The following is a 22180-nucleotide window of genomic DNA, read 5'->3' on the forward strand; positions in this document are numbered from 1 at the left end:
ACAATTGCGGGCCGGCATCGCGTGCTGATCCGGCGGATCCCGATTTCAGACCTGACGAATCTTTTCGCCGTCACCAAAGAGTGACGAACCATGCTGATCGATGATCTGATGCGCCTTGCGCACCGTGCATTCGATCGCGTCGTCGGAGGAAGAAAACAGATCGGCGCGAATGAAATTGCGCACCAGCACCTCGTCGCCGACCTTCTTTTCAATGCGGCCGGCAAGGCGATACTGGCTGCCTTCCCTGCGCGGCTCGGCATAGATCGTGCAATCGCCGTAAAGCTGGGGCTCGCCGGAAGGGCCTGCCGCTTCCGTGGCCGGTTTGCCGCCGCCGGAGAACATCGAAAAGATATTTGAAATGAACGAAGCCATGCTCCGCCTTTAGCACGACGGCATCGCTGTCGCCAAGTCAAATGATCAGGTTGGCGAGGATCTCGTTTTCGGTGATATCCTCGTAACCCATGCCGGCAGCTTCGAAATTTCCGATCAGCCGGGCGAAATTCTCAGGCGCCTTGGTTTCGATGCCGATCAGGATCGAGCCGAAGTTGCGTGCCGATTTCTTCAGATATTCGAACCGGGCGATATCGTCGTCGGGACCGAGCAGATTGAGGAAATCCCTGAGCGCGCCGGGGCGCTGGGCGAGCCGCAGGATGAAGTATTTCTTCAGCCCCGCGTAACGCATGGCTCTTTCCTTTACGTCAGGCAGACGCTCGAAATCGAAATTGCCGCCGGAGACGACGGCAACGACGGTCTTGCCACGGATCGTTTGGCCGTCCATCGCGGCGATCGCCGTCAGCGACAGGGCGCCGGCCGGTTCCAGCACGACGCCTTCGACATTCAGCATCTCCTGAATGGTGACGCAGATGGCGTTCTCCGGCATCAGATGCACTTGGCTTGCCGGGAAATGGCGAAGGGCGGCGAAATTCAGGTCGCCGATGCGGGCGACGGCGGCGCCATCGACGAAATTGTCGACCTTGGCCAGTGTCGTCACCTTGCCCGCCTCGATGCTGCGCCTGAGGCTCGGCGCGCCGGCGGGTTCAGTGAAGACGAAGGCCGATTTCGGCACGGTGCCGTCGAGATAACCGGTGATGCCGGCGGCAAGTCCGCCGCCGCCGACCGGCAGGACGACCATGTCGGGCACGGTTCCTTCCGGCAGCTGCTGCATGATTTCGGCGGCGACCGTCGCCTGGCCCTCGATGATGTCCTCATGGTCGAAGGGCGGCACCATGACGCCGCCGACCGCCTCGACATGTTCGCGGGCGGCCTGGTAGCACTGGTCGAAGAAGTCGCCGAACAGCCGGATGGTGATGAATTCGGCGCCGAACATGCGGGTCTTGTCGATCTTCTGCTGCGGTGTCGTCACCGGCATGAAGACGACGCCCGGCACCCCGAAATGGCGGCAGACGAAGGCAAAGCCCTGGGCATGATTGCCGGCCGAGGCGCAGACGAAAGTCTTGCCGGCCGCACCCTGCCCGATCGCCTTGCGGAAGAAATTGAAGGCGCCGCGGATCTTGTAGGAGCGCACCGGCGACAGGTCCTCGCGCTTCAGCCAGATGTCGGCCCCGTAGCGGGCCGACAGATGGTCGTTCAGCTGCAGTGGCGTTGCCGGAAACAGGCTGCGCATTGCCTCTTCGGCGCTTTCGACATCAAGTCTCGTCACGGGCGTGATCCATTCTCATGATTGCAGCGCCGCTATGGCACAGGCCGGCCGGCAATAGAAAGCCCGCTTCGACCATTTGCAGTTCGCTCCTGGGAAGCTTTTCTTAAGCCAATCGCAAAATCAGCGGCACATGAACTGATTTTAACTGTCAATGAAAAGGCCAGCCACTAATATGAAGCCATGATCACATTCAAACTCGCAAAACCGCTCGCCTGGCTGCTGCTCGCCTTCATCCTCGTCGTCACGATTTCACCGATCGGGCTGAGGCCGGATACAGTGACGACGGTCAATACCGATCGCGCAAGCGCCTATGTTCTCCTCGGCCTTGCCTTTGCGCTCGCCTATCCGAAACAGTGGAAATTGGTGGCGGTGCTGCTGATCGCCGGTGCGGTTGGCATCGAATATTTGCAGTACTTCTCGCCGACGCGGCATCCGCGCCTGCATGACGCGGGTATCAAGGCCATGGGTGCCGCCGTCGGGCTGCTCGCCGGCTGGGTGATCAACAGGCGGCGCGACACGAAAGCGCCCAACGCGCTTCCCCTAGCGGAACGCTGATTGTCCCAGCTTAGAAAGCGCGCAACTGCACTGCCCAAAAGAACAGTGGTATTGCAGCCATCGCAGTTCCCAGAACAAGTGCGACACTGGTCTTGAAGATTCGGATGCGCCGAACCCTCGCCCCACTCCAATCGTAAACCATCGTCTTACTCCCACAAGACAACACTTACTCAACCGCCGCGGCGCAATCCTTGCACCGAAAATGTCATTGTCAAGCAACAACGCGCTTTTACGCACAAAATACAGGCATATTCAAACAGGATTGTGAAGATGGTGCGGGCGACGGGGGTCGAACCCGTACAGCCAAGGCCGAGGGATTTTAAGTCCCTTGCGTCTACCAGTTTCGCCACGCCCGCTTGCTGCGTTTTCAATATCTTGCGTCATTGGCGATGGGAAGAGCCGCGAGGCGTAAAATTGTGCTCGTTTTGTCGGCTGCGCCAACGAAAACGGATAAGGCGCGGCGAGCCTCACGCCCGCCGCACCCTTCATCATGTCAGTATCAACGCTCAGGCGAGCTTGGCGGCCAGCTTGGCAACATGGGCGCCCTGGTATTTCGCGCCTTCCAGCTCGATCTCGGAGGGCTGGCGCGAGCCATCGCCGTTGGTGATGGTGGACGCGCCGTAGGGCGAGCCGCCCTTGACTTCCTCGGTGCCCATCTGGCCCTGGAAGGCATAGGGAAGGCCGGCAACGACCATGCCCTGGTGCAGGAAGGTCGGGATGAAGCCGAGGATGGTCGATTCCTGGCCGCCATGCTGGGTGGCCGAAGAGGTGAAGACCGAACCAATCTTGCCGACGAGCTTGCCGGCGAACCAGAGGCCGCCCGTCTGATCCCAGAAATTGCGCATCTGCGAGGCGACCGTGCCGAAGCGGGTGCCGGCACCGACGATGATCGCGTCATAATCCGCCAGTTCGTCGACGGTGGCGATCGGAGCGGCCTGATCGACCTTGTAATAGGAAGCCTTGGCGACCTCTTCCGGAACCAGTTCCGGAACGCGCTTGACGGTGACCTCGGCACCGGCCGACTTCGCGCCTTCGGCGACGGCATAGGCCATGGTTTCGATATGGCCGTAAGCCGAATAATAAAGGACGAGAACCTTCGCCATCTTCTATCTTTCTTGAAACATCGGGTTGAATTTCGTGACCGGAGGATGTCTATCAGCCCGCCTGCTTGAACAAAGCCCCGGCCTGAAGAACTCAGTGTTCAACTGATGTAGACGAAAATTCACTTGCCTTTTCATTTCAGCAAAATGGACGCAGATGCTGCCGTCCGATAACCGCTTGCACTTGCGGCATAATGCTCCGGCTGTTTGCAAAGAGATCGAACGGCGCTACCTATTCACCAGCTTCACATTACGGAACATCCCATGAGCCAAGACATCGTCGTCACCGCCGCCATGCTCGCCATCGGCGACGAACTTCTTTCCGGCCGCACCAAGGACAAAAATATTGGCCATCTCGCCGATCTGCTCACGCTTTCCGGCATCGACCTCAAGGAGGTGCGCATCGTCGCCGACGACGAGGAGGCGATCGTCGAGGCGCTAAATGCGCTTCGCGGCAAATATGATTACGTCTTCACTTCGGGCGGCATCGGGCCGACGCATGACGACATCACCGCCGACGCCATCTCCAAGGCTTTCGGCCTGCCCTGCGAATACGACGAAACGGCGATGACGCTGCTGGCCGAAATGTATCGGCGCCGCGAGATGGAATTCACCGAAGCCCGCCAGCGCATGGCGCGCATGCCGCGCGGGGCCGTGCATATCGCCAATCCCGTCTCGACGGCGCCTGGCTTCATCATCGGCAATGTCCATGTCATGGCCGGCGTCCCGCAGGTCTTCCAGGCAATGGTCGACAATGTGCTGCCGGCGCTTCGGACCGGCACGCCGGTGCTGTCGCTCGCCATCGCCTGCCCTTACGGCGAAGGTGAAATCGGCACGCCCTTGACCGCGATCCAGAAAGCGCATCCGGAAACCAGCATCGGCTCCTACCCGCGCTATATCGGCCAGAAATTCTCGACCGAGATCGTCGTGCGCGGCCGCTCGCAGGCAGTGATCGATGCGGCCGGCGCCGAGGTGCAGGCGATGATCGAAGCCATCCGCCGGAGGAAGGACATCACAGAAAACCATTCTGCCGAGGCTTGAAGGAAACGCCGGAACGGGGGTCATCCTTGATCCCTGTCAAGGAACAGCAGAAGGGGCCGGTGCATTCCTTCCCTCGCGCACGCCATTTCAGCGCAAGGAGAATTGATATGTCTTACAAAACCATTCTCGCCATACTCGATACATCCGATAATAGTGCTGCGGTTGCCGATTTCGCCTTTGCCATCGCCGCTGAAAGCGGTGCCCATGTGATCGGCCTGCATGCCGAAATCATCTCCGCCGTGCCGCTGGTGGCGCCGATGGAAATCCCCGATCCCGTCGCCGTGCAGGCGCTGCAGGACATGGCGCATAGCGAAACGCTCGCGGTTGAGCGCATCTTCCGGGCAAAAGCGGCTGCGACAGGCGCCTCCTACGAGTGGCGCAGCTTTGCGACCTCAACCGGCTACGGCTCCGCGCCGCTGATCGAAAGTGCACGCAGCGCCGACCTTCTGATCGCCTCGCAGGCCGATCCGGCCAAACCTTCCGACAGCCAAGTCGACGTCGACAGCTTCCTTTTCGAAACCGGCCGGCCGGTGCTGATGATCCCCTATATCATCCGCCAGCCGAAGCCGATCAAACGCGTGCTGATCGCCTGGAACGGCTCGAAGGAGGTGGCGCGCGCGACCTTCGACGCGTTGCCGATCCTCAAAGCCGCCGAGGAGGTGGAGATCTTTTCGGTCGATCCGGCCGACACGGCGCTGCAATCGCCGCTCACCGCCGGCGCCGAGATTGCCGCCACACTCGCCCGTCATGGCGTGAAGACGACGCTTTCGACGGCCCAAAGTGTGGACAAGAACGCGTCGCATGTCATCGAGAACCGGCTTTCGGACAGCAGCATCGATCTTCTCGTCATGGGCGCCTATACGCATTCCTGGCTCTGGCAGATGATCTTCGGCGGCACGACGAAGAGCTTGCTGCAATCGATGACGGCGCTGACCCTGTTGTCGCGATGATCCTCTTGCCGCAATCATTGCTGCTCTTGCGTTTTGCCGGCAAATCCCGCTAATTGCAGCGACCGATGAGAGCTTCGAGCCTCGGCCACAACTCGCGCAGTGCAGCTCGCGATCTCGCGCAGCTGCAGCTCGCGATTTCGCGCAGTTTCGGCTACGCGATTTCTCGTTTTGCCGATCGCCGTTCCAAGCCCATCTGGTCGCCGGCAAACGGCGTATCGTTTTTCATGCCGCGGAGCAGCCCGAATGTCCCTTCCCGATAAAGCCTTTCCCGTTTCCTGGGATCAGTTCCACCGCGATGCACGCGCCCTTGCCTGGCGGCTAGCCGGCCTCAATCAGGCGTTCAAGGCGATCGTCTGCATCACCCGCGGCGGCCTCGTTCCGGCGGCGATCATCTCACGCGAGCTGAACATCCGGCTGATCGAGACCGTCTGCGTCGCCTCCTATCATGATTATGTCAACCAGGGCGACATGGTGCTGCTCAAGGGGATCGCGCCCGAACTTCAGGAAAATGGCGGCGAAGGCGTGCTCGTCGTCGACGACCTGACGGATACCGGCAAGACCGCCGCCCAGGTGCGCGCCATGCTGCCGAGGGCGCATTTTGCTTGCGTCTATGCCAAGCCGAAGGGCGTGCCGACGGTCGACACCTTCGTCACCGAGGTGAGCCAGGACACCTGGATCTACTTCCCCTGGGACATGGGCTTCACCTATCAGGAGCCGATCGCCAAAGGCGCAGGCTGATCGCCACCGATCACAGCGCGCGGCCTTCGTATTTACCACTTGAAATTGTTCCAGTTTTTGTCTGCGGGGTTTCCTGAATCCGCTATCGGGAGCAGCACATCTATTTTATCGTGTTCGCATAAACTCGACAGCTGCGAATCGCATCAAATTGCGCTTAAAGCGTGCAGCAAACGATGTGATATAGGGAAACAAGATGGCGCGGTGGGGGCGTAGAGCAGCGGTTGTGACCGTCGGGCTGGCGGCATGTCTGTTTTCCCTCACGCCTGTCCGCGCCGAGCCTGCCTATATCCCCCTTGTGCGCGACTATGTCGAGAAGCAGATCCGGCCAATGGTGGAAACGCCATTGGTGCTGAAGGCCATTGCCGAGCAGAACGCGGAGTTCGGCAACGTCAGCGAAATGGATATGCGGGTGCTCGATGACACTTACCGATCTGAGGTCGATCAGCATCACCTGCATATGGTCAAGCTGCTGCTCGACAGATCCGTGTCGCATTACCTGAAAGCCAGGCAGGACGCCTCGCAGGGAGCGATCGTCGAATTTTTCGTCACCGATAGTCATGGACTGAATGTCGGGCAGAGCATCATTACCGCCGACTACTGGCAGGGCGACGAAGAGAAATATCTCAGAACCTTCGCTAACGGCTCGCGAGAGGTCTTCATCGACCGGGCCGAGCGCAACGAATCCACTCAGATACTCGAGACGCAGGCGAGCTTCGTGGTCATGGACGAAGAGAACAGGCCGATCGGCGTGGCCACCGTTACCATCGCCATCGACGCGCTTTAAGACCGCTCGTTTTCTCGCCGAATCGCCATGCGCATTTGCGCCGGAAATGCCATCACAAGATTTGCCGCAGGGCGCTTTTTTATCGTTCCGGCCTTTTCCTTAGCCGGCAACGCCTGCAAGCCATTGTAATTTCAGCGCTCCCCGGCTTTCCCCAATCTCCACAGGCGCATCCACAACATGTTGTGGTTAGCAATCAATTAAAAGCCAGCCCTTGACGGAATCAGCTGTTTCAAACTTTACTGTTTTCGATGTTGCGGCGGCGACAGGACCGGAGGTAACGAGCCCGGTTCCCTTTTGAAAATCAGGACGCAGAATCAGGGTGATGCACCGGGAGCGGTTCAGGCCCGACAGGTTCTCTGCGCGGTTTTCAGCCTCCAAAAAAAGTGACGTCGGGACTGGCGATAATAAGCTGTTAATACTATATTTAGCGTTTGCAGCCACCATCACCACAAGATACAGGAAGGTCATCTCCGGACGACACCCCTGTCACGATACGGAAACGAGGCTGGCTGCACCACGATAAAGTGCCGCCGGATAGGAATTTTGCGCCCCGGTCGCGGGGACCGGGCGCCAACACGAGGTCAAGACCATGCGCATCGAACGTCGTTTCACGAAGGCCGGCCAAGGCGCCTATGCGGATATCGAATTCCGCAAGGCGACGAGCGAGATCAAGAACCCCGACGGTTCGATCGTGTTCCGCCTCGAGAATATCGACGTTCCCGCGCAGTTCTCTCAGGTCGCGACCGACGTTCTGGCGCAGAAGTATTTCCGCAAGGCCGGCGTTCCCACCCGGCTGAAGAAGGTCGAGGAAAACGACGTTCCCTCCTTCCTGTGGCGCTCCGTTCCCGACGATGCTGCGCTGAAGACCCTGCCGAAGGATGAGCAGACCGGCTCCGAAATCGATGCGCGCCAGGTCTTCGACCGTCTTGCCGGCACCTGGACCTATTGGGGCTGGAAGGGCGGCTATTTCTCCTCCGAGGAAGACGCCGCGGCCTTCAAGGACGAGCTTGCCTATATGCTCGCCACCCAGCGCGTCGCCCCGAACTCGCCGCAGTGGTTCAACACCGGCCTGCATTGGGCCTATGGCATCGACGGCCCCGGCCAGGGCCATTTCTATGTCGATCCCTTCACCGGCAAGCTGACCAAATCCAAGTCGGCCTACGAACATCCGCAGCCGCATGCCTGCTTCATCCAGTCGGTCGAAGACGATCTCGTCAACGAAGGCGGCATCATGGACCTCTGGGTGCGTGAAGCGCGCCTGTTCAAATACGGCTCCGGCACCGGATCCAACTTCTCGATGCTGCGTGGCGAAGGCGAAAAGCTTTCCGGCGGCGGCCGCTCCTCCGGCCTGATGAGCTTCCTGAAGATCGGCGACCGCGCCGCCGGCGCCATCAAATCGGGCGGCACGACGCGCCGCGCCGCCAAGATGGTGGTCGTCGATATCGACCATCCCGATATCGAGGAATACATCAACTGGAAGGTCAAGGAAGAGCAGAAGGTGGCGGCCCTGGTCACCGGCTCGAAGGTCGTCGCCAAGCATCTGAAGGCGATCATGAAGGCCTGCTTCAATTGTGAAGGCGGCGATAACGGCGATTGCTTCGACCCGGCCAAGAACCCTGCCCTGAAGCGCGAAATCCGCGCCGCCAAGAAGGATCAGGTTCCGGAGAACTACGTCCAGCGCGTCATCCAGTTCGCCCGCCAGGGCTACAAGGATCTCCAGTTCAAGACCTACGACACGGATTGGGATTCGGAAGCCTACCTCACGGTATCGGGCCAGAACTCCAACAACTCCGTCTCGATCAAGGACGACTTCCTGCGCGCCGTCGAGAATGATGGCGAATGGAACCTGACCGCCCGCAAGGACGGCAGGGTGATGAAGACGCTGAAGGCCCGCGATCTCTGGGAAACGATTTCCTACGCTGCCTGGGCCTCGGCCGATCCGGGCATCCACTTCAACACGACGATGAACGACTGGCACACTTCGCCGGCCGGCGGCCCGATCCGCGGCTCGAACCCGTGCTCGGAATATATGTTCCTCGACGACACGGCCTGCAACCTTGCCTCGCTGAACCTTCTGCAGTTCAAGGACAAGGCCACCAAGCGCATCAACATTGCCGATTACGAACATGCCGTTCGCCTGTGGACCGTCGTGCTCGAAGTCTCAGTGATGATGGCGCAGTTCCCGTCGAAGCGCATTGCCGAACTCTCCTACGAATACCGCACGCTCGGCCTTGGCTACGCCAATATCGGCGGCCTGCTGATGTCGTCGGGCATTCCCTACGACTCCACCGAGGCCCGCGCCATTGCCGGTTCGCTGACCGCGATCATGACTGGCGTCTGCTATGCGACCTCGGCCGAAATGGCTGCCGAACTCGGGCCCTTCCCGAACTTCGCGCCGAACCGCGAGAGCATGCTCAGGGTCATCCGCAACCATCGCCGCGCCGCCCATGGCGAGACGTCAGGCTATGAGGCCCTGTCGATCAACCCGGTCGCGCTGATCCATTCAGAAAACCCGGACCGGGATCTCGTCGCCCACGCCAAATCGGCCTGGGACAAGGCGCTCGAGCTCGGCGAACAGCATGGCTATCGCAACGCCCAGGTCTCGGTCATCGCGCCCACCGGCACGATCGGTCTCGTCATGGATTGCGACACCACCGGCATCGAGCCCGACTTCGCCCTCGTCAAGTTCAAGAAGCTCGCCGGCGGCGGCTACTTCAAGATCATCAACCGCGCCGTGCCCGAAGCGCTGCGCACGCTCGGCTATTCCGAGAGCCAGATTGCCGAGATCGAGGCCTATGCCGTCGGCCACGGCAACCTGAACCAGGCGCCGGCGATCAACCCATCGACGCTGAAGACCAAGGGCTTCACCGACGAGAAGGTGGAAGCCGTCAACGCCGCGCTGAAGAGCGCCTTCGACATCAAGTTCGTCTTCAACCAGTGGACGCTCGGCGCCGACTTCCTGAAGGACACGCTGAAGGTTTCCGACGAACAGCTGTCCGACATGAGCTTCAGCCTGCTCGACCATATCGGCTTCTCGAAGAAGGACATCGAAGCCGCCAACATCCATGTCTGCGGTGCGATGACGCTGGAAGGCGCGCCCTTCCTCAAGAATGAGCATCTGCCGGTCTTCGATTGCGCCAATCCCTGCGGCAAGATCGGTAAGCGCTACCTCTCTGTGGAAAGCCATATCCGCATGATGGCGGCGGCCCAGCCGTTCATCTCGGGTGCGATTTCCAAGACGATCAACATGCCGAACGAGGCGACCGTCGAGGATTGCAAGAACGCCTACCTGCTCTCCTGGAAGCTCGGCCTCAAGGCCAACGCGCTCTATCGCGACGGCTCGAAGCTGTCGCAGCCGCTCAATGCCTCGCTGATCGAAGACGAGGATGACGAGGATGCGCTGGAGGAACTGCTGCAGGCGCCGGTCGCCGCCCAGGCCGTCACCATCACCGAGAAGATCATCGAGCGGGTGATCGAACGCGTTTCGCGCGAACGCGAGAAGCTGCCGAACCGCCGCCAGGGCTACACCCAGAAGGCCGCCGTCGGCGGACACAAGGTCTATCTCCGCACCGGCGAGTTCGGCGACGGCCGCCTCGGCGAGATCTTCATCGACATGCACAAGGAAGGCGCTGCCTTCCGCGCGATGATGAACAATTTCGCCATCGCCATCTCGCTCGGCCTGCAATATGGCGTGCCGCTCGAGGAATATGTCGAGGCCTTCACCTTCACCAAGTTCGAGCCGGCCGGCATGGTCATCGGCAATGACGCGATCAAGAACGCCACGTCGATCCTCGACTACGTCTTCCGCGAACTTGCCGTCTCCTATCTCGGCCGCCATGACCTGGCGCATGTCGATACGTCCGACTTCTCCAACACCGCGCTCGGCAAGGGCATCCAGGAGGGCAAGACCAACCTGCTCTCCACCGGCTGGACCCGCGGCTACAAGCCGACGCTGGTATCAGGCACCGGCGGCGAACGTCAGGCAGCGGCCGAGCCCAAGGGTGCGGCGACTGCCGCCCCTGCCCGCGCCGCTTCCACCGGTACCGTGACTGCCTTTGCCGGCAGTGCCGCCCGCAAGCTGGAGCCGACGGTCGCCATCTCCACCTCCGAAATCGTCGCCTTCAAGCGCGACTATGAGGAGCGCGCCAAGGAACTGGCGGAAGAGATTGCCGAAGAGGTGATCGACGAAATCACCAGCGACGCAACCGCCCTCTTCTCCGACAAGGCGGCGGCCGACGCGGCCACGGCGAAATCCGAAGCCAAGAAGCGGGAGGCCGAACGCCGCCAACGCTCGATCATGCAGGGCTATACCGGCAACATGTGCTCGGAGTGCCAGAACTTCACGATGGTGCGGAACGGGACTTGTGAGAAGTGCGACACGTGCGGTGCTACGAGTGGGTGCAGCTGAGTGGGCGCTTGTTGTCTAGCGCGCCCCGTTGAAAGGCGTCCGACACAAACTGATCGATAGTCAAAAGCCGCCGACAGTCAGCTGCCGGCGGCTATTTATTTGGCCGAGACGATCGCCACCAGTTTGAAGCTCGAGATAGACGCCGCGGGTCTTCTCGCCTTCTACTCCGCGCTCGCCGCAGCCGACGGTGAAACCGCCTCGGCGCTGGTCATTCCGGAGAAGCGCGGCCAAGGCCCTTCAACGAAGCGTCGATCCACGGCTATTTCGGCGCGATGTCGCAGCCGCTCAAACTCGCGGGCACGGCGCTGCGCGGCAATGATGAGGTCCGGGTTACGTACGAATACGTCACCAATGATGGCCGTCGCTGCCGGATCGCGCCGATGTCCAAACCATCTATGCGTTTGGCGAGACTTGGTCTTGAGGATCAAGGCGCTTGATGACTGCTAAATGGCTGCCTTCGCTTTGTGGGCGCGCTCGCCTATCCTTCAGAGCAACTGCCGAACTTTGCGGTCGTTCGCTTCCGGTCCGGCATACTTAATCTCAATACCTACGGGAGTTGGCATCGCATTTGTGCCATTGCATATCCATTCCGGCTTCATCCTCATGGCCATAGCACCAGTCGACGCGATTGAGCAGCGGACCGATCTGCTCGCGCCGTTTGCAGGCCCGCTCCGTCTCGATGCCGTGGCGATCGGTGCTGCCGCGGCAGATGTCGTCCAGTCCTATCCACTGCTGGATCAACCGATCCGGCGCTTTGGCTCCTTTGTCCGTGGCGATCACCTTTCCGGTCTCGGATTCGATCTGCAGGGAGGCGGTGTTCCACACGAAAGAGAATTCCGCCATCCCGGAGGACGTCTTACCCGTGGCCCTGTTTCCGGCAAACCACTCGACAATTCCCGACATTTCGCATTTTCCGGCACAGCTGGCAGTCACGGAGCCCGGCTTGACGCTGTAGATGCGCTCCGGCCAGCGTTGGGCGAAGGCTGCCTTTTCCTTCAGGACGGCGTCCTTGTCGACCGAGTTTCCGAAGAAGGAGACCTCGTCGGCATAGACGCCCTTCATAAAGGCCAACGCCGAAGCACTGTCTTTCGACCATTCGTCATTGTATGGGTTGACGAAATCAACCGCCTCCGTGGTCAGGTCGCCGGGTTCGGAGGCGGCCACCTCCTCGGAAGCGCTGGGGTCTGACGGCATGTCGGCGGGTGTTGCGCTCTCCTGCGGTGCGGCGCCTGGTGGGGGCGGCGCGCTTTCCTGTGCCGAGGGCATATCCTCAGGCGTGTTGATGTTCCAGTCTCGCATTTCCGCAGTGGTGAGATACCGTATATCGGTGCTGTCGATCGACAGGCTGAGCTGCAGCAGATTGGGGCTTACCCCCATGTCGGTGAGGTAGCCGATGATCTCGCCGGTCATCAGTTGAACGGTCGAGACTGCCAATTTTTTGTCCATGGGGACATCGTCAGATAGGGAAATCCGATGCACGCCGATGGAGCCCGGCTCGGCAAACCTTTCGACGCCACCGACGAAGGCGAAGGCGCAAGCCGATGCACATTCCATGGCTCTGATCTGGAGCGTTCTTGCATTCAGTGCGCGGATGGCGCGGCCGAACATGATCGCGGTGACGACGTTTCCGCCGGGCGAGTCAAAGCTGATGTAGTCCGCTTGGTACTGCGTGTATTCTTCGACAAGCTGCGTCGGATCGTCGGAGAATTCAAACACGCCCTTTATCACCAGACCACGCCCCGGGGCGCCGTCCACACGTTGGTAGGAAATTGCTGCATGCCCCTCTCCGGCCATGGCAACGAACGCCAGCAGCATCGATATCAACGAGACGAATTTGCGCATTCTTACCCAGCCCTCGAGCACCTGTATTTCTCCTGTCGTCACTCGCAGCATAGCTTGCTCACTTGTTGCCAGGCTGATCACCGAATCCTTAGCGTGAGCCCGCTTCAATGCGACCCAAGCCCGTGTCCATCACGAGTTTGAAGATCAACAGCTTTGACGAGAACATTTCAGACCTACCCCAGCGACCTGATCAATGCACAAGGGGCGATCTTCTGGCAAGCGGCACAATCAGAAGTGATGAGACACGGTAAATGCCGGTTGCTCGCCGCGATCGTGAAATCCCAGCCCAGGCGATCCGACGCGGTGCCGGCAATTGATGTGGGAGCAGCAGGAAAAAGGCAGCGCGTCTTCGGATTTCGTCGCTGTTCGGCCTGCCGTTATGGTTTCACCCGGTCAGGATGCGCCGCCTGGAAAGCGGGCAGTTCGGCGCATCTGGCATCGATATCGACGATGCGCTTGAAAGCGGTCAGATCCACGCCCCAGCGGCGGGCGTTGTAGACCTGGGGAACGAGACAGAGGTCCGCCATGGTGAGTGTATCTCCGAAGCTGAACGCGCCATCGCCGTTGCCGATCATGGCTTCCAGTTTGCGAAGCCCGTCGGTGATGAAATGCTTCATCCATTCCTCACGGGCATCCGTCTTGTCTGTTAGCGTCATGAGGTGCGAGACGACATGCAGGTTGCAGATCGGATGGATGTCCATGGCAACCGCATATGCGAGGGCGCGGACTTTCTGGCGATCGGCGATATCAGACGGCAGCAATCCGCATTCCGGTCGGGTTTCGGCGAGATATTCGATGATGGCAAGCGACTGCGTCAGTGTTTTCCCGTTGATCACCAGTGTCGGCACCAAGCCTTGCGGGTTGAGCGCGAGATAGTCCGGCGTCCTGTCCACGCCCTCCAACAGGTTGATCGGCACGGTCCGATAGTCGACGCCCAGGAGATTGAGCGCGATGCGGACGCGATAACTCGCCGATGATCGCCAGTAGTCGTAGAGAACGACCTCGTTCATTGCCGCCCGGCTCCCCCGTATTTTTCGACCGTCTGCTCGATCGCCCCGAAGATCGAATGGCCGGCATGATCCTTCATCTCGATGCGGACCTGATCGCCGAACTTCATGAACGGGGTCTTCGGCGATCCGGTCTCGATGGCCTCGATCATCCGGAGTTCGGCAATGCAGGAGTAACCGTTTCCGCCGCCGTCCACCGGCTTGCCGGGGCCGCCGTCCAGCTTGTTGGACACCGTTCCCGAGCCGATGATCGTGCCGGCCGCGAGATGGCGGGTTTTGGCGGCATGGGCGATCAGCTGGCCGAAATCGAATGTCATGTCGATGCCGGCGTTGGCCTTGCCGAATGCCTCGCCGTTCAAGCTCACCAGCAGCGGCAGATGCAGCTTGCCGCCATCCCAGGCGTCTTCGAGTTCATCCGGCGTTACGGCGACCGGCGAAAATGCCGAGGCCGGCTTGGACTGGAAGAAACCAAATCCCTTCGCCAGTTCGTCGGGGATCAGACCGCGCAGCGACACGTCGTTGACGAGCATCAGCAGGCGAATGGCGCTGCGCGCCGCTTCCAGGCTGGAACCCATGGCGACATCGCCTGTGATGACGGCGATCTCGCCTTCCATGTCGATCCCGTAAGCCTCGTCGGCCATCACGATCGGGTCGCGTGGCGCGAGGAAAGCGTCCGACCCGCCTTGATAGATCAGCGGATCGGTCCAGAAGCTCGCCGGCATCTCGGCGCCGCGCGCCTTGCGCACCAGCTCGACATGGTTGACGTAAGCGGAACCATCGGCCCATTGGTAGGCCCGCGGCAACGGTGACGTAGCGTCATGTTCGTGAAACCGGATCGTCGGCTGGGCTCCGGTCTCGATGCCTTCGGCAATCAGCGCAAGTCTCGGCGCCACATGCGCCCAGTCTTCGAGTGCTGCCTGCAATGTGCGGGCGATGTGGCCGACCTCGGAACAGCGGGTCAGGTCGCGGGAAACGACGACGAGCCGGCCGTCCCGTGTGGAGTCCTTCAAGGTCGCAAGTTTCATGTCCGAATTCCAATGCCGGAGGATGTCTTCACTTGATGCTTCACTTGATACTTCACTTGAATCCGGGGGTCCCGTCGAACTTGCGTTCCAGGCCGTCCCAGCATTCGAGGTAATTATCCTGCAGCGTTTCAAGCTCGGCCGCATATTTCGTCAGCTGCTGCGGGTACCGGGTCTCGAACATGAAGGCCATGGTGTGATCGAGCTTCACCGGCTTGAGCTCGGTATTGGATGCCTTTTCGAAGGCGAGCGCATCCGGCCCGTGGGGAAGCATCATGTTGTGCAGGCTCATGCCGCCCGGCACGAAGCCCTCCTCCTTGGCGTCGTACTGGCCGTGGATCAGGCCCATGAATTCGCTCATGATGTTGCGGTGGTACCAGGGCGGACGGAACGTATGCTCGGCGACCAGCCAGCGCGGCGGAAAGATCACGAAATCGACATTGGCGGTGCCGGCATCTTCGGTGGGCGCGGTCAGCACGGAAAAGATCGACGGATCGGGATGGTCGAAGCTGATGGCGCCGACCGGAGAAAACGTCCGCAGGTCATATTTGTAAGGCGCGTAATTGCCGTGCCAGGCGACCACATCGAGCGGCGAGTGGCCGATCTCCGTGACATAGAATTTTCCGCACCACTTCACATGGACGCGGCAAGGCGTTTCCTTGTCTTCGAAAGCGGCGACGGGTGTCTTGAAGTCGCGCGGGTTGGCCAGGCAGTTGGCGCCGATCGGCCCGCGGTCCGGCAGCGTGAATTTGGCGCCGTAGTTCTCGCAGATATAGCCACGCCAGACCGTCTGTTCACCGCCCCTCAAAATCTTGAACATCATGCCGCGCGGGATGAGGCATATTTCCAGGGGCTCGACATCCATGATGCCCATTTCGGTGAACGCTCTGATGGCGCCGAGCTGCGGCACGATCAGCAGTTCGCCGTCGGCATTGAAGAAATAATCGTCGACCATGTCCTCATTGAAGAGGTAGGCATGGGCCGACATGCCGACCTGGGTGGTGGCATCGCCTGCCGTCGTGATGGTCCGCACCCCTTCGAGAAAGGTCAGCTTCTCCGTGGGCGCGGGGATCGGATCCCAGCGAAGCTGGCCGAGAGGCAGCGAATGCTCGTCCAGGCAGGGGGCGGTTTTCCAGAGCGGATAGGAAGCGTTGGAGAAGCGGCGGGTGTGGCGCACGCTCGGGCGGATGCGATAAAGCCAGGACCTTTCGTTGGTGCCGCGCGGCGCGGTGAACGGCGAGCCGGAAAGCTGCTCGGCATAGAGGCCGTAATTGCATTTCTGCGGGCTGTTCTGGCCCTGCGGCAAGGCGCCGGGCAGCGACTCGGTTTCGAAGTCGTTGCCGAAGCCCGGCATGTATTTCAGTTTGTTTGCCGTCGCGGCTTCACTCTCGGAAGCCTGGATCGATGTCTGGTCCATTCTCAACTCCTCCCCGAAAACACCGCAGCGCCGCGCGTCCGAAAAAACCCGCGGCGCTAGTGAGTTTACTCTGCTGCCGTGCCGATGACACCACGCTTGATCTGATCGGCCTCGATCGACTCGAACAGCGCACGGAAGTTGCCCTCGCCGAAGCCCTCGTCACCCTTACGCTGGATGAATTCGAAGAAGATCGGGCCGATGACGGTCTTGGAGAAGATCTGCAGCAGGATTTTCGTCATGCCGCCATTCACCACGCCTTCGCCGTCGATGAGGATGCCGTGTTTCTTCATGCGCTCGATCGGTTCGCTATGGCCGTTCACCCGTTCATAGGACATGTCGTAGTAGGTCTCCGGCGGACCCGGCATGAAGCGCAGGCCGTTGTCGGCCAGCCTGTCGGTGGCGTCGTAAATGTCCTCCGTTCCAACCGCGATGTGCTGGATGCCCTCGCCCCGGTACTTCTTCAGATATTCCTCGATCTGGCTGGTATCGTCCTTCGATTCATTCAGCGGAATGCGGATCTTGCCGCAGGGTGAGGTGATGGCGCGGCTGACCAGACCGGTGATCCGCCCATCGATATCGAAGAAGTGGATCTGCTTGAAATTGAACAGGTTGCGGTAAAAATCCCACCACTTGTCCATGTTGCCGCGGAAGACGTTGTGGGTGAGATGGTCGAGATAATAGAAGCCGATCCCCTGGGGACGCGGGTTGCGCTCGCCAAGCCAATCGAACTCGGCATCGTAAACCGATCCCTTTGCGCCATAGGTCTCGACGAAATAGAGAAGCGAGCCGCCAATGCCGACGATCGCCGGGACGTCGAGCATCTTGTCGTCGCCTTCATAGGGAACGGCGCCCTTCGACACCGCATGATCGAAAGCGTGCCTGGCGTCGACGACGCGCCATGCCATCGACGGGGCGCAGGGACCATGAGCTGCCACGAAACGGGCGGCATGGCTGCCGGGTTCGGCGTTCAGCACATAGTTGATATCACCCTGGCGCCAGACCGTGATGTCCTTGGTCTTGTGCCTGGCGACCGCCACATAGCCCATGCGTGTGAAGAGCTCGCTGAGCTTCTCGGGCTCGGGATGGGCGAATTCGACGAATTCGAAGCCGTCGGTGCCGGCCGGGTTGTCGGCGGTGATTTCCGAAGGCGGCGCATCATGTGGAAAAGGGCCCATTTTCTCCTCCTGAGGATTGAACCTTGACTGGTGCAAAGTGTGGCCCAAAACGCACGCAAAGTTCTTGCATTCTTCATGCTCCAAGAAGATATTATGCACGGTTCGTGAGTATTTTGGAGATTTTGCGCAATGGATGAACAGCTCGATAAATTGGATTTGCGCCTGCTCCAGGAACTTCAAAAGGACGGACGGCTGACGAACAACGAACTCGGCGAGCGGATCGCGCTTTCACCGTCGCAATGCTCGCGCCGGCGCACGAGACTGGAGGCTGAGGGATATATCCGCAGCTACCGCGCCTACCTCGATCAGCAGAAGCTGGGTCTGGATATGCTGGTGGTCATTTCGGTGACGCTTGCCACCCACAACCGGGACAATGCCCGCCGGTTTTCGCAGCTGATCAACGGATTGCCGGAAGTTCTCGAAGCCTATGCTTTGACCGGTGAAATGGACTATCACCTGAAGGTCGCGACCCGCGGGCTCGCCGACCTCTCCAAATTCGTCAACGACGTTCTGTTGCCGCACGAGTCGGTGCAGCATGTGAAGACGTCGATCGTGCTCGACACGCTGAAGACATTCGAAGGCTTTCCGGTGCACATGCCGGGTCATTGACATGGCGACAACATCGCCCTGTGCAGACGCATCTCAATCAGAGCGGCAGTTCGGTCGAGAATTTCAGCTCGCGCAGCACGAAGCTCGAGACGACGGTGCGCACATGGGGATTGCGCATGAGGTAGCGGGTCATGAAGGCTTCGTAGCTTTCCACGTCCCTCGCCCGGATCTTCAGCATATAGTCGAAGGCACCTGACAGGGCGTAACACTCCATGATCTCCGGCCGCTCCAGCACAACGGAAGCGAAAGAGGCAACCGCCTCTTCGTGGTGATCCTCCAGCGTCACATGCGCAATGACGCAGAGCTTGAGATCGAGTCTGCCGGGATCGAGCAGCGTCACCCGCTTGCGGATGACGCCGTCGGCTTCCAGTTCCTGGATCTTCCGCCAAGCCGAACTCTGCGACATGCCGGCCTTTTCGGCCAGGTCTGCCAGCGAAAGGCTGCCGTCGGCCTGAACGAGTTGCAGAAGCTTGCGGTGAAAATTCCCAGTTTCTTTCATTTTTGGCGCCGCTTTCGGGAAGATTTGCCAACAATATGGCGACTGCCAGCACGAAAGAAAAGAAAATCCTCCAAACCCGGATCATAATGGCAGGAATAGCGCCGTGCCTGGGAGGATCAGCGAATGACCAAGGAAAGCAGCTACACCGCCAAACCGCCCGGCCCGGACGGCCTCTATGACTATACCCCCGATGAAGATGCAATATGGGGCGAGCTCTACCGGCGTCAGATGAAGCTGCTCGCCGATACGGCCTGCCGCGAATATCTCGACGGCGTCAAATTGCTGGGACTGACGCCTGATAAGGTGCCTCAGCTTCTCGATGTGAACAGACGCCTGAACGAGACCACCGGCTTCGGCGTCGAAGGCGTGCCGGCCCTCATTCCGCCCTCACGCTTTTATGAGCTTCTGTCGCAAGGCAAATTCCCGCTTGCAACCTTCCTGCGCCGTCGCGAACATATCGACTATATCGAGGAACCGGACCTGTTCCACGAGGTTTTCGGCCACTGCCCGATGCTCACCAATCAGAGCTATGCCAATTTCGTCCGGCATTTCGGCGAAACCGCCGTCGGTCTCGGCAAGGGTTATTCCTGGCATCTGTTTCGCATCTTCTGGTTCACCGTCGAATTCGGCCTGATCAACACGCCGCAGGGCCGGCGCTGCTTCGGCGCGGGCATCGTCTCATCGCCAAGCGAAGCGAAAGCGGCAATGGAAGGCAAGGCGTGCGAGTTCCGGCCGTTCGATCTCATGAGCGTGCTGAGGACGCCCTACCGGATCGATATCCTCCAGCCGATCTATTACGTCATCGACAGCTTCGCCGATCTCGAAGCGATCGTGGAGCAGGATATCGAGGGAATGATCCTCAAGGCGAAATCGCTCGGGGATTTCGCCCCCGCTTTCGAAGCCAAAGCATCGTGAACCGCTGGCGATAAGACGGCGGGCTCAGGCTTCACTTCGGCGTGGCTGCACTTCGATTGACGAAGTCCACCAGCACGCCGGGCTTGACCATGCCCGCCAGTTCTTCGGCGTCCCAGTTCGTCAGCCGCACGCAGCCATGCGATCCAACCTTGTCGATGAGCTTCGGCTCCGGCGTGCCATGGATTCCATAGGTCGGTTCGGTCAGATCGATCCACACCGTGCCAACCGGGCCATTCGGTCCTTTCGGGATGGTCAGGACCTTGTCGTTCTTTCCCTGCTTGAAGTTGCGCTTCGGGTCATATCGGTAGACCGGCATCTTCGCCACGCCCTTGACCTTATGCTTGCCCGACGGCGCCGGATTGTCTTCGCTGCCGATCGTCGCGGGATAGACGGCAAGCAGTGATCCGTCCTCGGCATAGGCGAGCACCTGCCCCGTCTTCTTGTCGGCTTCGATCCTCTTGACCTTTCCTTCCCTCGGCGGACCTGAGTTCACGACCCACACCGTATCGCCGGGAGCGAACTGCGAACCCGGGTTGAGGGCATTGAGAAGATCGATACCCATGTGGAAGCGCTCGGACAGCTTCTCGGCAACGTTCACATATCCCAAGCTCTGCATCTTCGCCTTCTCGCCATAGTCCTCGGGGATCTTGTCGACGAGGCCGGCAGCATCCTCCGCCGAAACGACGTAGCTTTCAACGATCGGGGCGACGATCGGGCCATTGCCTTCCAGGTGGGAGATGACTTCCGGATCCAGCCTGCCATCGACAGGAAGCTTGTTCATCGCCTCGAAGCCGGCCACGGCCTTGCTGACGTTTTCCCCGTAGAGGCCATCGATCTCGCCTGGAGACGAACCCGCCCGGTCGAGCAGAACCTGAAGGCGGGCGATCGCCGGGTCTGGATCTGCGGGCTTGGGCTTGCCTGCCTCAATGGAAGCAATCGACGCGGTATTGATGGCTTCGGGTTGGAGTTCCCGCGCGCTCGCACCGCCAACGGAGATGGTGAGAGCGAGCAGCGACATCGGCAGGGCTGTTTTCATGGACGACAAATGGCCAGCGCTGCAACTTGTTCCATTGCGACGAGACGGGTTGGAGAATTCCGCCGACAGCGCACGTATCGGCCATATGTTCACGATGATTTCAATGTCCGGCCCCTGCAAATTCGGTACAACCGCCATTTGATCCGAAGGAGCCCATCAATGCCGCGCGAGAACGTCAATGACCTGATGGTTTTTCTGGCGGTCGCCCAAGAGAAGAGCTTTACGCGCGCCGCTGCGAAGCTGGGCGTGTCCCAGTCGGCACTCAGCCATATCGTCCGCCAGCTCGAGGCGCGCCTGGGCATCCGCCTTCTGACCCGGACCACCCGAGCCGTTTCGCTCACCGAAGCGGGAGAACGATTATTTCAAGGCGTGGGGCCACATTTCGACGAGATCGATGCTCAGCTCGACGCTCTCACGGCGCTCCGGGAAAGACCCGCCGGGAACATTCGCATCACGGCATCCGATCACGCTATCAACTGCATCATCTGGCCGAAGCTTCAGCGCTTCCTGCCGGACAACCCTGACATCAAAGTCGAACTGATACGCGAGAACGGACTGTCCGACATCGTGACGGAGCGCTTCGACGCGGGCGTCCGGATGGGAGAGCAGGTGGCGAAAGACATGATCTCGACGCGCATTGGGCCTGATTTCCCTTTTGCCGTCGTTGGCGCGCCCTCCTATTTCGACAGCATGGGGATTCCGGAGCATCCGCAGGACCTCGTCCGCCACAACTGCATCAACGAGCGCCTGCCGACCTACGGGGGCTTCTGGGCATGGGAGTTCGAAGACAATGGGAAAGAAATCAGGATCAGAGTGGAGGGACAGCTTGCCTTCAACAACTCCTATCAGAGTGTGGAAGCGGCTCTGCACGGACTTGGCCTGGCATACGTGCCGGAAGATGTCGCTCTTGCCCATATCGCAAAGGGCCATCTGAGACGCGTGCTGCAATCCTTTTCACCACACTGGGATGGCTACCATCTCTACTATCCCAGCAGAAGGCAGTCCTCTCCAGCCTTCGTCGCTCTGGTGGATGCGCTACGCCATCGAAGCTGATGGGTAAGTGCCTGCCAATGTATTCCTCAATGAATTGTCTTCGGCCGCTTCTTCGTATGCGAAATGTCATCGAGCGTCGCCATTAGCTTTTCGAACTCGTTCAGGACACGATTGAACTCGGCGTCCTGCATGCTGACGATTTCCGAGATCGTCGAAGACACGGAGGCGATGAGGGTGTCGATCCAAACGCAGCGCTCGGCCGGCACGTTTCCGAGCGCCTCCCGCCGATGCGCCTTCAGTTCGTGGAGGATGCGAACGATGAGGGCTCCTCTATCCGCCCTGCTCAAGAACGGGAGCCTTGTCTGCGCCTGCTGGATTTCCGTTATCAGCGTCGTTGCCATCCCCGATCTCCAACCTCTAATACAACCG

General features: G+C 60.1%; 22 protein-coding genes and 1 tRNA gene. 9 read left to right on the forward strand and 14 right to left on the reverse strand.

What is annotated here, in order from left to right; translation table 11 throughout:
• Window positions 1–45: 45 nt before the first annotated feature.
• Together ACMUVN_RS08500 and ilvA are read right to left on the reverse strand one after the other, a co-directional pair.
• Complete coding sequence (locus tag ACMUVN_RS08500) at window positions 46–372, reverse strand: HlyU family transcriptional regulator (protein ID WP_029867973.1); 327 nt, start codon at window positions 370–372, stop codon at window positions 46–48.
• 37 nt (window positions 373–409) lie between these two features.
• Entirely contained in the window at window positions 410–1660 is a 1251-nt protein-coding gene (gene ilvA, locus ACMUVN_RS08505; RefSeq protein WP_029867972.1) for a threonine ammonia-lyase, read from the reverse strand.
• Window positions 1661–1840: 180 nt separating this feature from the next.
• Here ilvA and ACMUVN_RS08510 point away from each other — a divergent pair, with 180 nt between their 5' ends.
• Window positions 1841–2215: a VanZ family protein gene (locus tag ACMUVN_RS08510; RefSeq protein WP_029867971.1), complete on the forward strand. Its 375-nt coding sequence runs from the start codon at window positions 1841–1843 to the stop codon at window positions 2213–2215.
• Between the two features lie 271 nt (window positions 2216–2486).
• On the opposite strand, the gene ACMUVN_RS08515 is transcribed toward ACMUVN_RS08510, so the two are convergent.
• Both ACMUVN_RS08515 and wrbA read right to left on the reverse strand, forming a co-directional pair.
• Window positions 2487–2571, reverse strand: a tRNA-Leu gene (locus ACMUVN_RS08515).
• 150 nt (window positions 2572–2721) lie between these two features.
• Window positions 2722–3318, reverse strand: a complete 597-nt coding sequence (gene wrbA, locus ACMUVN_RS08520) for an NAD(P)H:quinone oxidoreductase type IV (protein ID WP_029867970.1) — start codon at window positions 3316–3318, stop codon at window positions 2722–2724.
• 261 nt (window positions 3319–3579) lie between these two features.
• Between wrbA and ACMUVN_RS08525 the strand changes: the two genes are divergently transcribed.
• The 4 genes from ACMUVN_RS08525 to ACMUVN_RS08540 all read left to right on the forward strand — a co-directional run bounded on the left by ACMUVN_RS08525 (window position 3580) and on the right by ACMUVN_RS08540 (window position 6828).
• Window positions 3580–4356 (forward strand): competence/damage-inducible protein A, encoded by a 777-nt coding sequence (locus ACMUVN_RS08525; RefSeq protein ID WP_029867969.1) that lies wholly within the window; start codon window positions 3580–3582, stop codon window positions 4354–4356.
• 107 nt (window positions 4357–4463) lie between these two features.
• Window positions 4464–5306 (forward strand): universal stress protein, encoded by an 843-nt coding sequence (locus ACMUVN_RS08530; protein ID WP_029867968.1) that lies wholly within the window; start codon window positions 4464–4466, stop codon window positions 5304–5306.
• Window positions 5307–5549: 243 nt separating this feature from the next.
• The gene (gene gpt, locus ACMUVN_RS08535) at window positions 5550–6044 is read left to right on the forward strand and encodes a xanthine phosphoribosyltransferase (protein WP_029867966.1); all 495 of its coding nucleotides are present in this window, start codon (window positions 5550–5552) and stop codon (window positions 6042–6044) included.
• Window positions 6045–6237: 193 nt separating this feature from the next.
• Window positions 6238–6828: a hypothetical protein gene (locus ACMUVN_RS08540; protein ID WP_029867965.1), complete on the forward strand. Its 591-nt coding sequence runs from the start codon at window positions 6238–6240 to the stop codon at window positions 6826–6828.
• A gap of 186 nt (window positions 6829–7014) precedes the next feature.
• Here ACMUVN_RS08540 and ACMUVN_RS08545 read toward each other — a convergent pair whose 3' ends face one another.
• The gene (locus tag ACMUVN_RS08545; RefSeq protein WP_047614660.1) at window positions 7015–7296 is read right to left on the reverse strand and encodes a hypothetical protein; all 282 of its coding nucleotides are present in this window, start codon (window positions 7294–7296) and stop codon (window positions 7015–7017) included.
• A 121-nt stretch (window positions 7297–7417) separates the two neighbouring features.
• Here ACMUVN_RS08545 and ACMUVN_RS08550 point away from each other — a divergent pair, with 121 nt between their 5' ends.
• Entirely contained in the window at window positions 7418–11236 is a 3819-nt protein-coding gene (locus ACMUVN_RS08550) for a vitamin B12-dependent ribonucleotide reductase (protein WP_414814990.1), read from the forward strand.
• Window positions 11237–11397: 161 nt separating this feature from the next.
• Here the strand turns inward: ACMUVN_RS08550 and ACMUVN_RS08555 are convergent, their stop codons facing one another.
• The 6 genes from ACMUVN_RS08555 to hppD form a co-directional block, all read right to left on the reverse strand.
• Window positions 11398–11664, reverse strand: a complete 267-nt coding sequence (locus tag ACMUVN_RS08555; protein ID WP_176707378.1) for a hypothetical protein — start codon at window positions 11662–11664, stop codon at window positions 11398–11400.
• Window positions 11665–11776: 112 nt separating this feature from the next.
• Window positions 11777–13099, reverse strand: coding sequence for a hypothetical protein (locus ACMUVN_RS08560; RefSeq protein ID WP_414815015.1), 1323 nt, complete (start codon window positions 13097–13099; stop codon window positions 11777–11779).
• 356 nt (window positions 13100–13455) lie between these two features.
• Window positions 13456–14088, reverse strand: a complete 633-nt coding sequence (gene maiA / locus ACMUVN_RS08565; protein WP_414814991.1) for a maleylacetoacetate isomerase — start codon at window positions 14086–14088, stop codon at window positions 13456–13458.
• A complete protein-coding gene (locus ACMUVN_RS08570; RefSeq protein ID WP_414814992.1) occupies window positions 14085–15110 on the reverse strand; it encodes a fumarylacetoacetate hydrolase family protein in 1026 nt (341 codons plus the stop codon). The genes maiA and ACMUVN_RS08570 overlap by 4 nt, the downstream gene beginning before the upstream one ends.
• 52 nt (window positions 15111–15162) lie before the next feature.
• Window positions 15163–16524, reverse strand: a complete 1362-nt coding sequence (gene hmgA, locus ACMUVN_RS08575) for a homogentisate 1,2-dioxygenase (protein ID WP_414814993.1) — start codon at window positions 16522–16524, stop codon at window positions 15163–15165.
• Between the two features lie 65 nt (window positions 16525–16589).
• Window positions 16590–17699, reverse strand: a complete 1110-nt coding sequence (gene hppD, locus ACMUVN_RS08580) for a 4-hydroxyphenylpyruvate dioxygenase (RefSeq protein WP_414814994.1) — start codon at window positions 17697–17699, stop codon at window positions 16590–16592.
• Window positions 17700–17828: 129 nt separating this feature from the next.
• On the opposite strand from hppD, the gene ACMUVN_RS08585 reads away from it, so the two are divergent.
• Window positions 17829–18308, forward strand: a complete 480-nt coding sequence (locus tag ACMUVN_RS08585) for an Lrp/AsnC family transcriptional regulator (RefSeq protein WP_029867958.1) — start codon at window positions 17829–17831, stop codon at window positions 18306–18308.
• Between the two features lie 37 nt (window positions 18309–18345).
• Here ACMUVN_RS08585 and ACMUVN_RS08590 read toward each other — a convergent pair whose 3' ends face one another.
• Window positions 18346–18807, reverse strand: coding sequence for an Lrp/AsnC family transcriptional regulator (locus tag ACMUVN_RS08590; protein ID WP_414814995.1), 462 nt, complete (start codon window positions 18805–18807; stop codon window positions 18346–18348).
• Between the two features lie 123 nt (window positions 18808–18930).
• Between ACMUVN_RS08590 and ACMUVN_RS08595 the strand changes: the two genes are divergently transcribed.
• Window positions 18931–19722, forward strand: coding sequence for a phenylalanine 4-monooxygenase (locus tag ACMUVN_RS08595; protein ID WP_183903523.1), 792 nt, complete (start codon window positions 18931–18933; stop codon window positions 19720–19722).
• A gap of 31 nt (window positions 19723–19753) precedes the next feature.
• Here ACMUVN_RS08595 and ACMUVN_RS08600 read toward each other — a convergent pair whose 3' ends face one another.
• Window positions 19754–20767, reverse strand: coding sequence for a L,D-transpeptidase family protein (locus tag ACMUVN_RS08600; RefSeq protein ID WP_097623493.1), 1014 nt, complete (start codon window positions 20765–20767; stop codon window positions 19754–19756).
• 150 nt (window positions 20768–20917) lie between these two features.
• On the opposite strand from ACMUVN_RS08600, the gene ACMUVN_RS08605 reads away from it, so the two are divergent.
• Complete coding sequence (locus ACMUVN_RS08605; RefSeq protein ID WP_414814996.1) at window positions 20918–21811, forward strand: LysR family transcriptional regulator; 894 nt, start codon at window positions 20918–20920, stop codon at window positions 21809–21811.
• A 26-nt stretch (window positions 21812–21837) separates the two neighbouring features.
• Here ACMUVN_RS08605 and ACMUVN_RS08610 read toward each other — a convergent pair whose 3' ends face one another.
• Window positions 21838–22152: a hypothetical protein gene (locus ACMUVN_RS08610; RefSeq protein WP_047614547.1), complete on the reverse strand. Its 315-nt coding sequence runs from the start codon at window positions 22150–22152 to the stop codon at window positions 21838–21840.
• Between the last annotated feature and the right edge of the window lie 28 nt (window positions 22153–22180).

The sequence above is a fragment of the Rhizobium sp. IY2 genome, assembly GCF_047532935.1.
GTDB lineage: Bacteria > Pseudomonadota > Alphaproteobacteria > Rhizobiales > Rhizobiaceae > Rhizobium > Rhizobium anhuiense.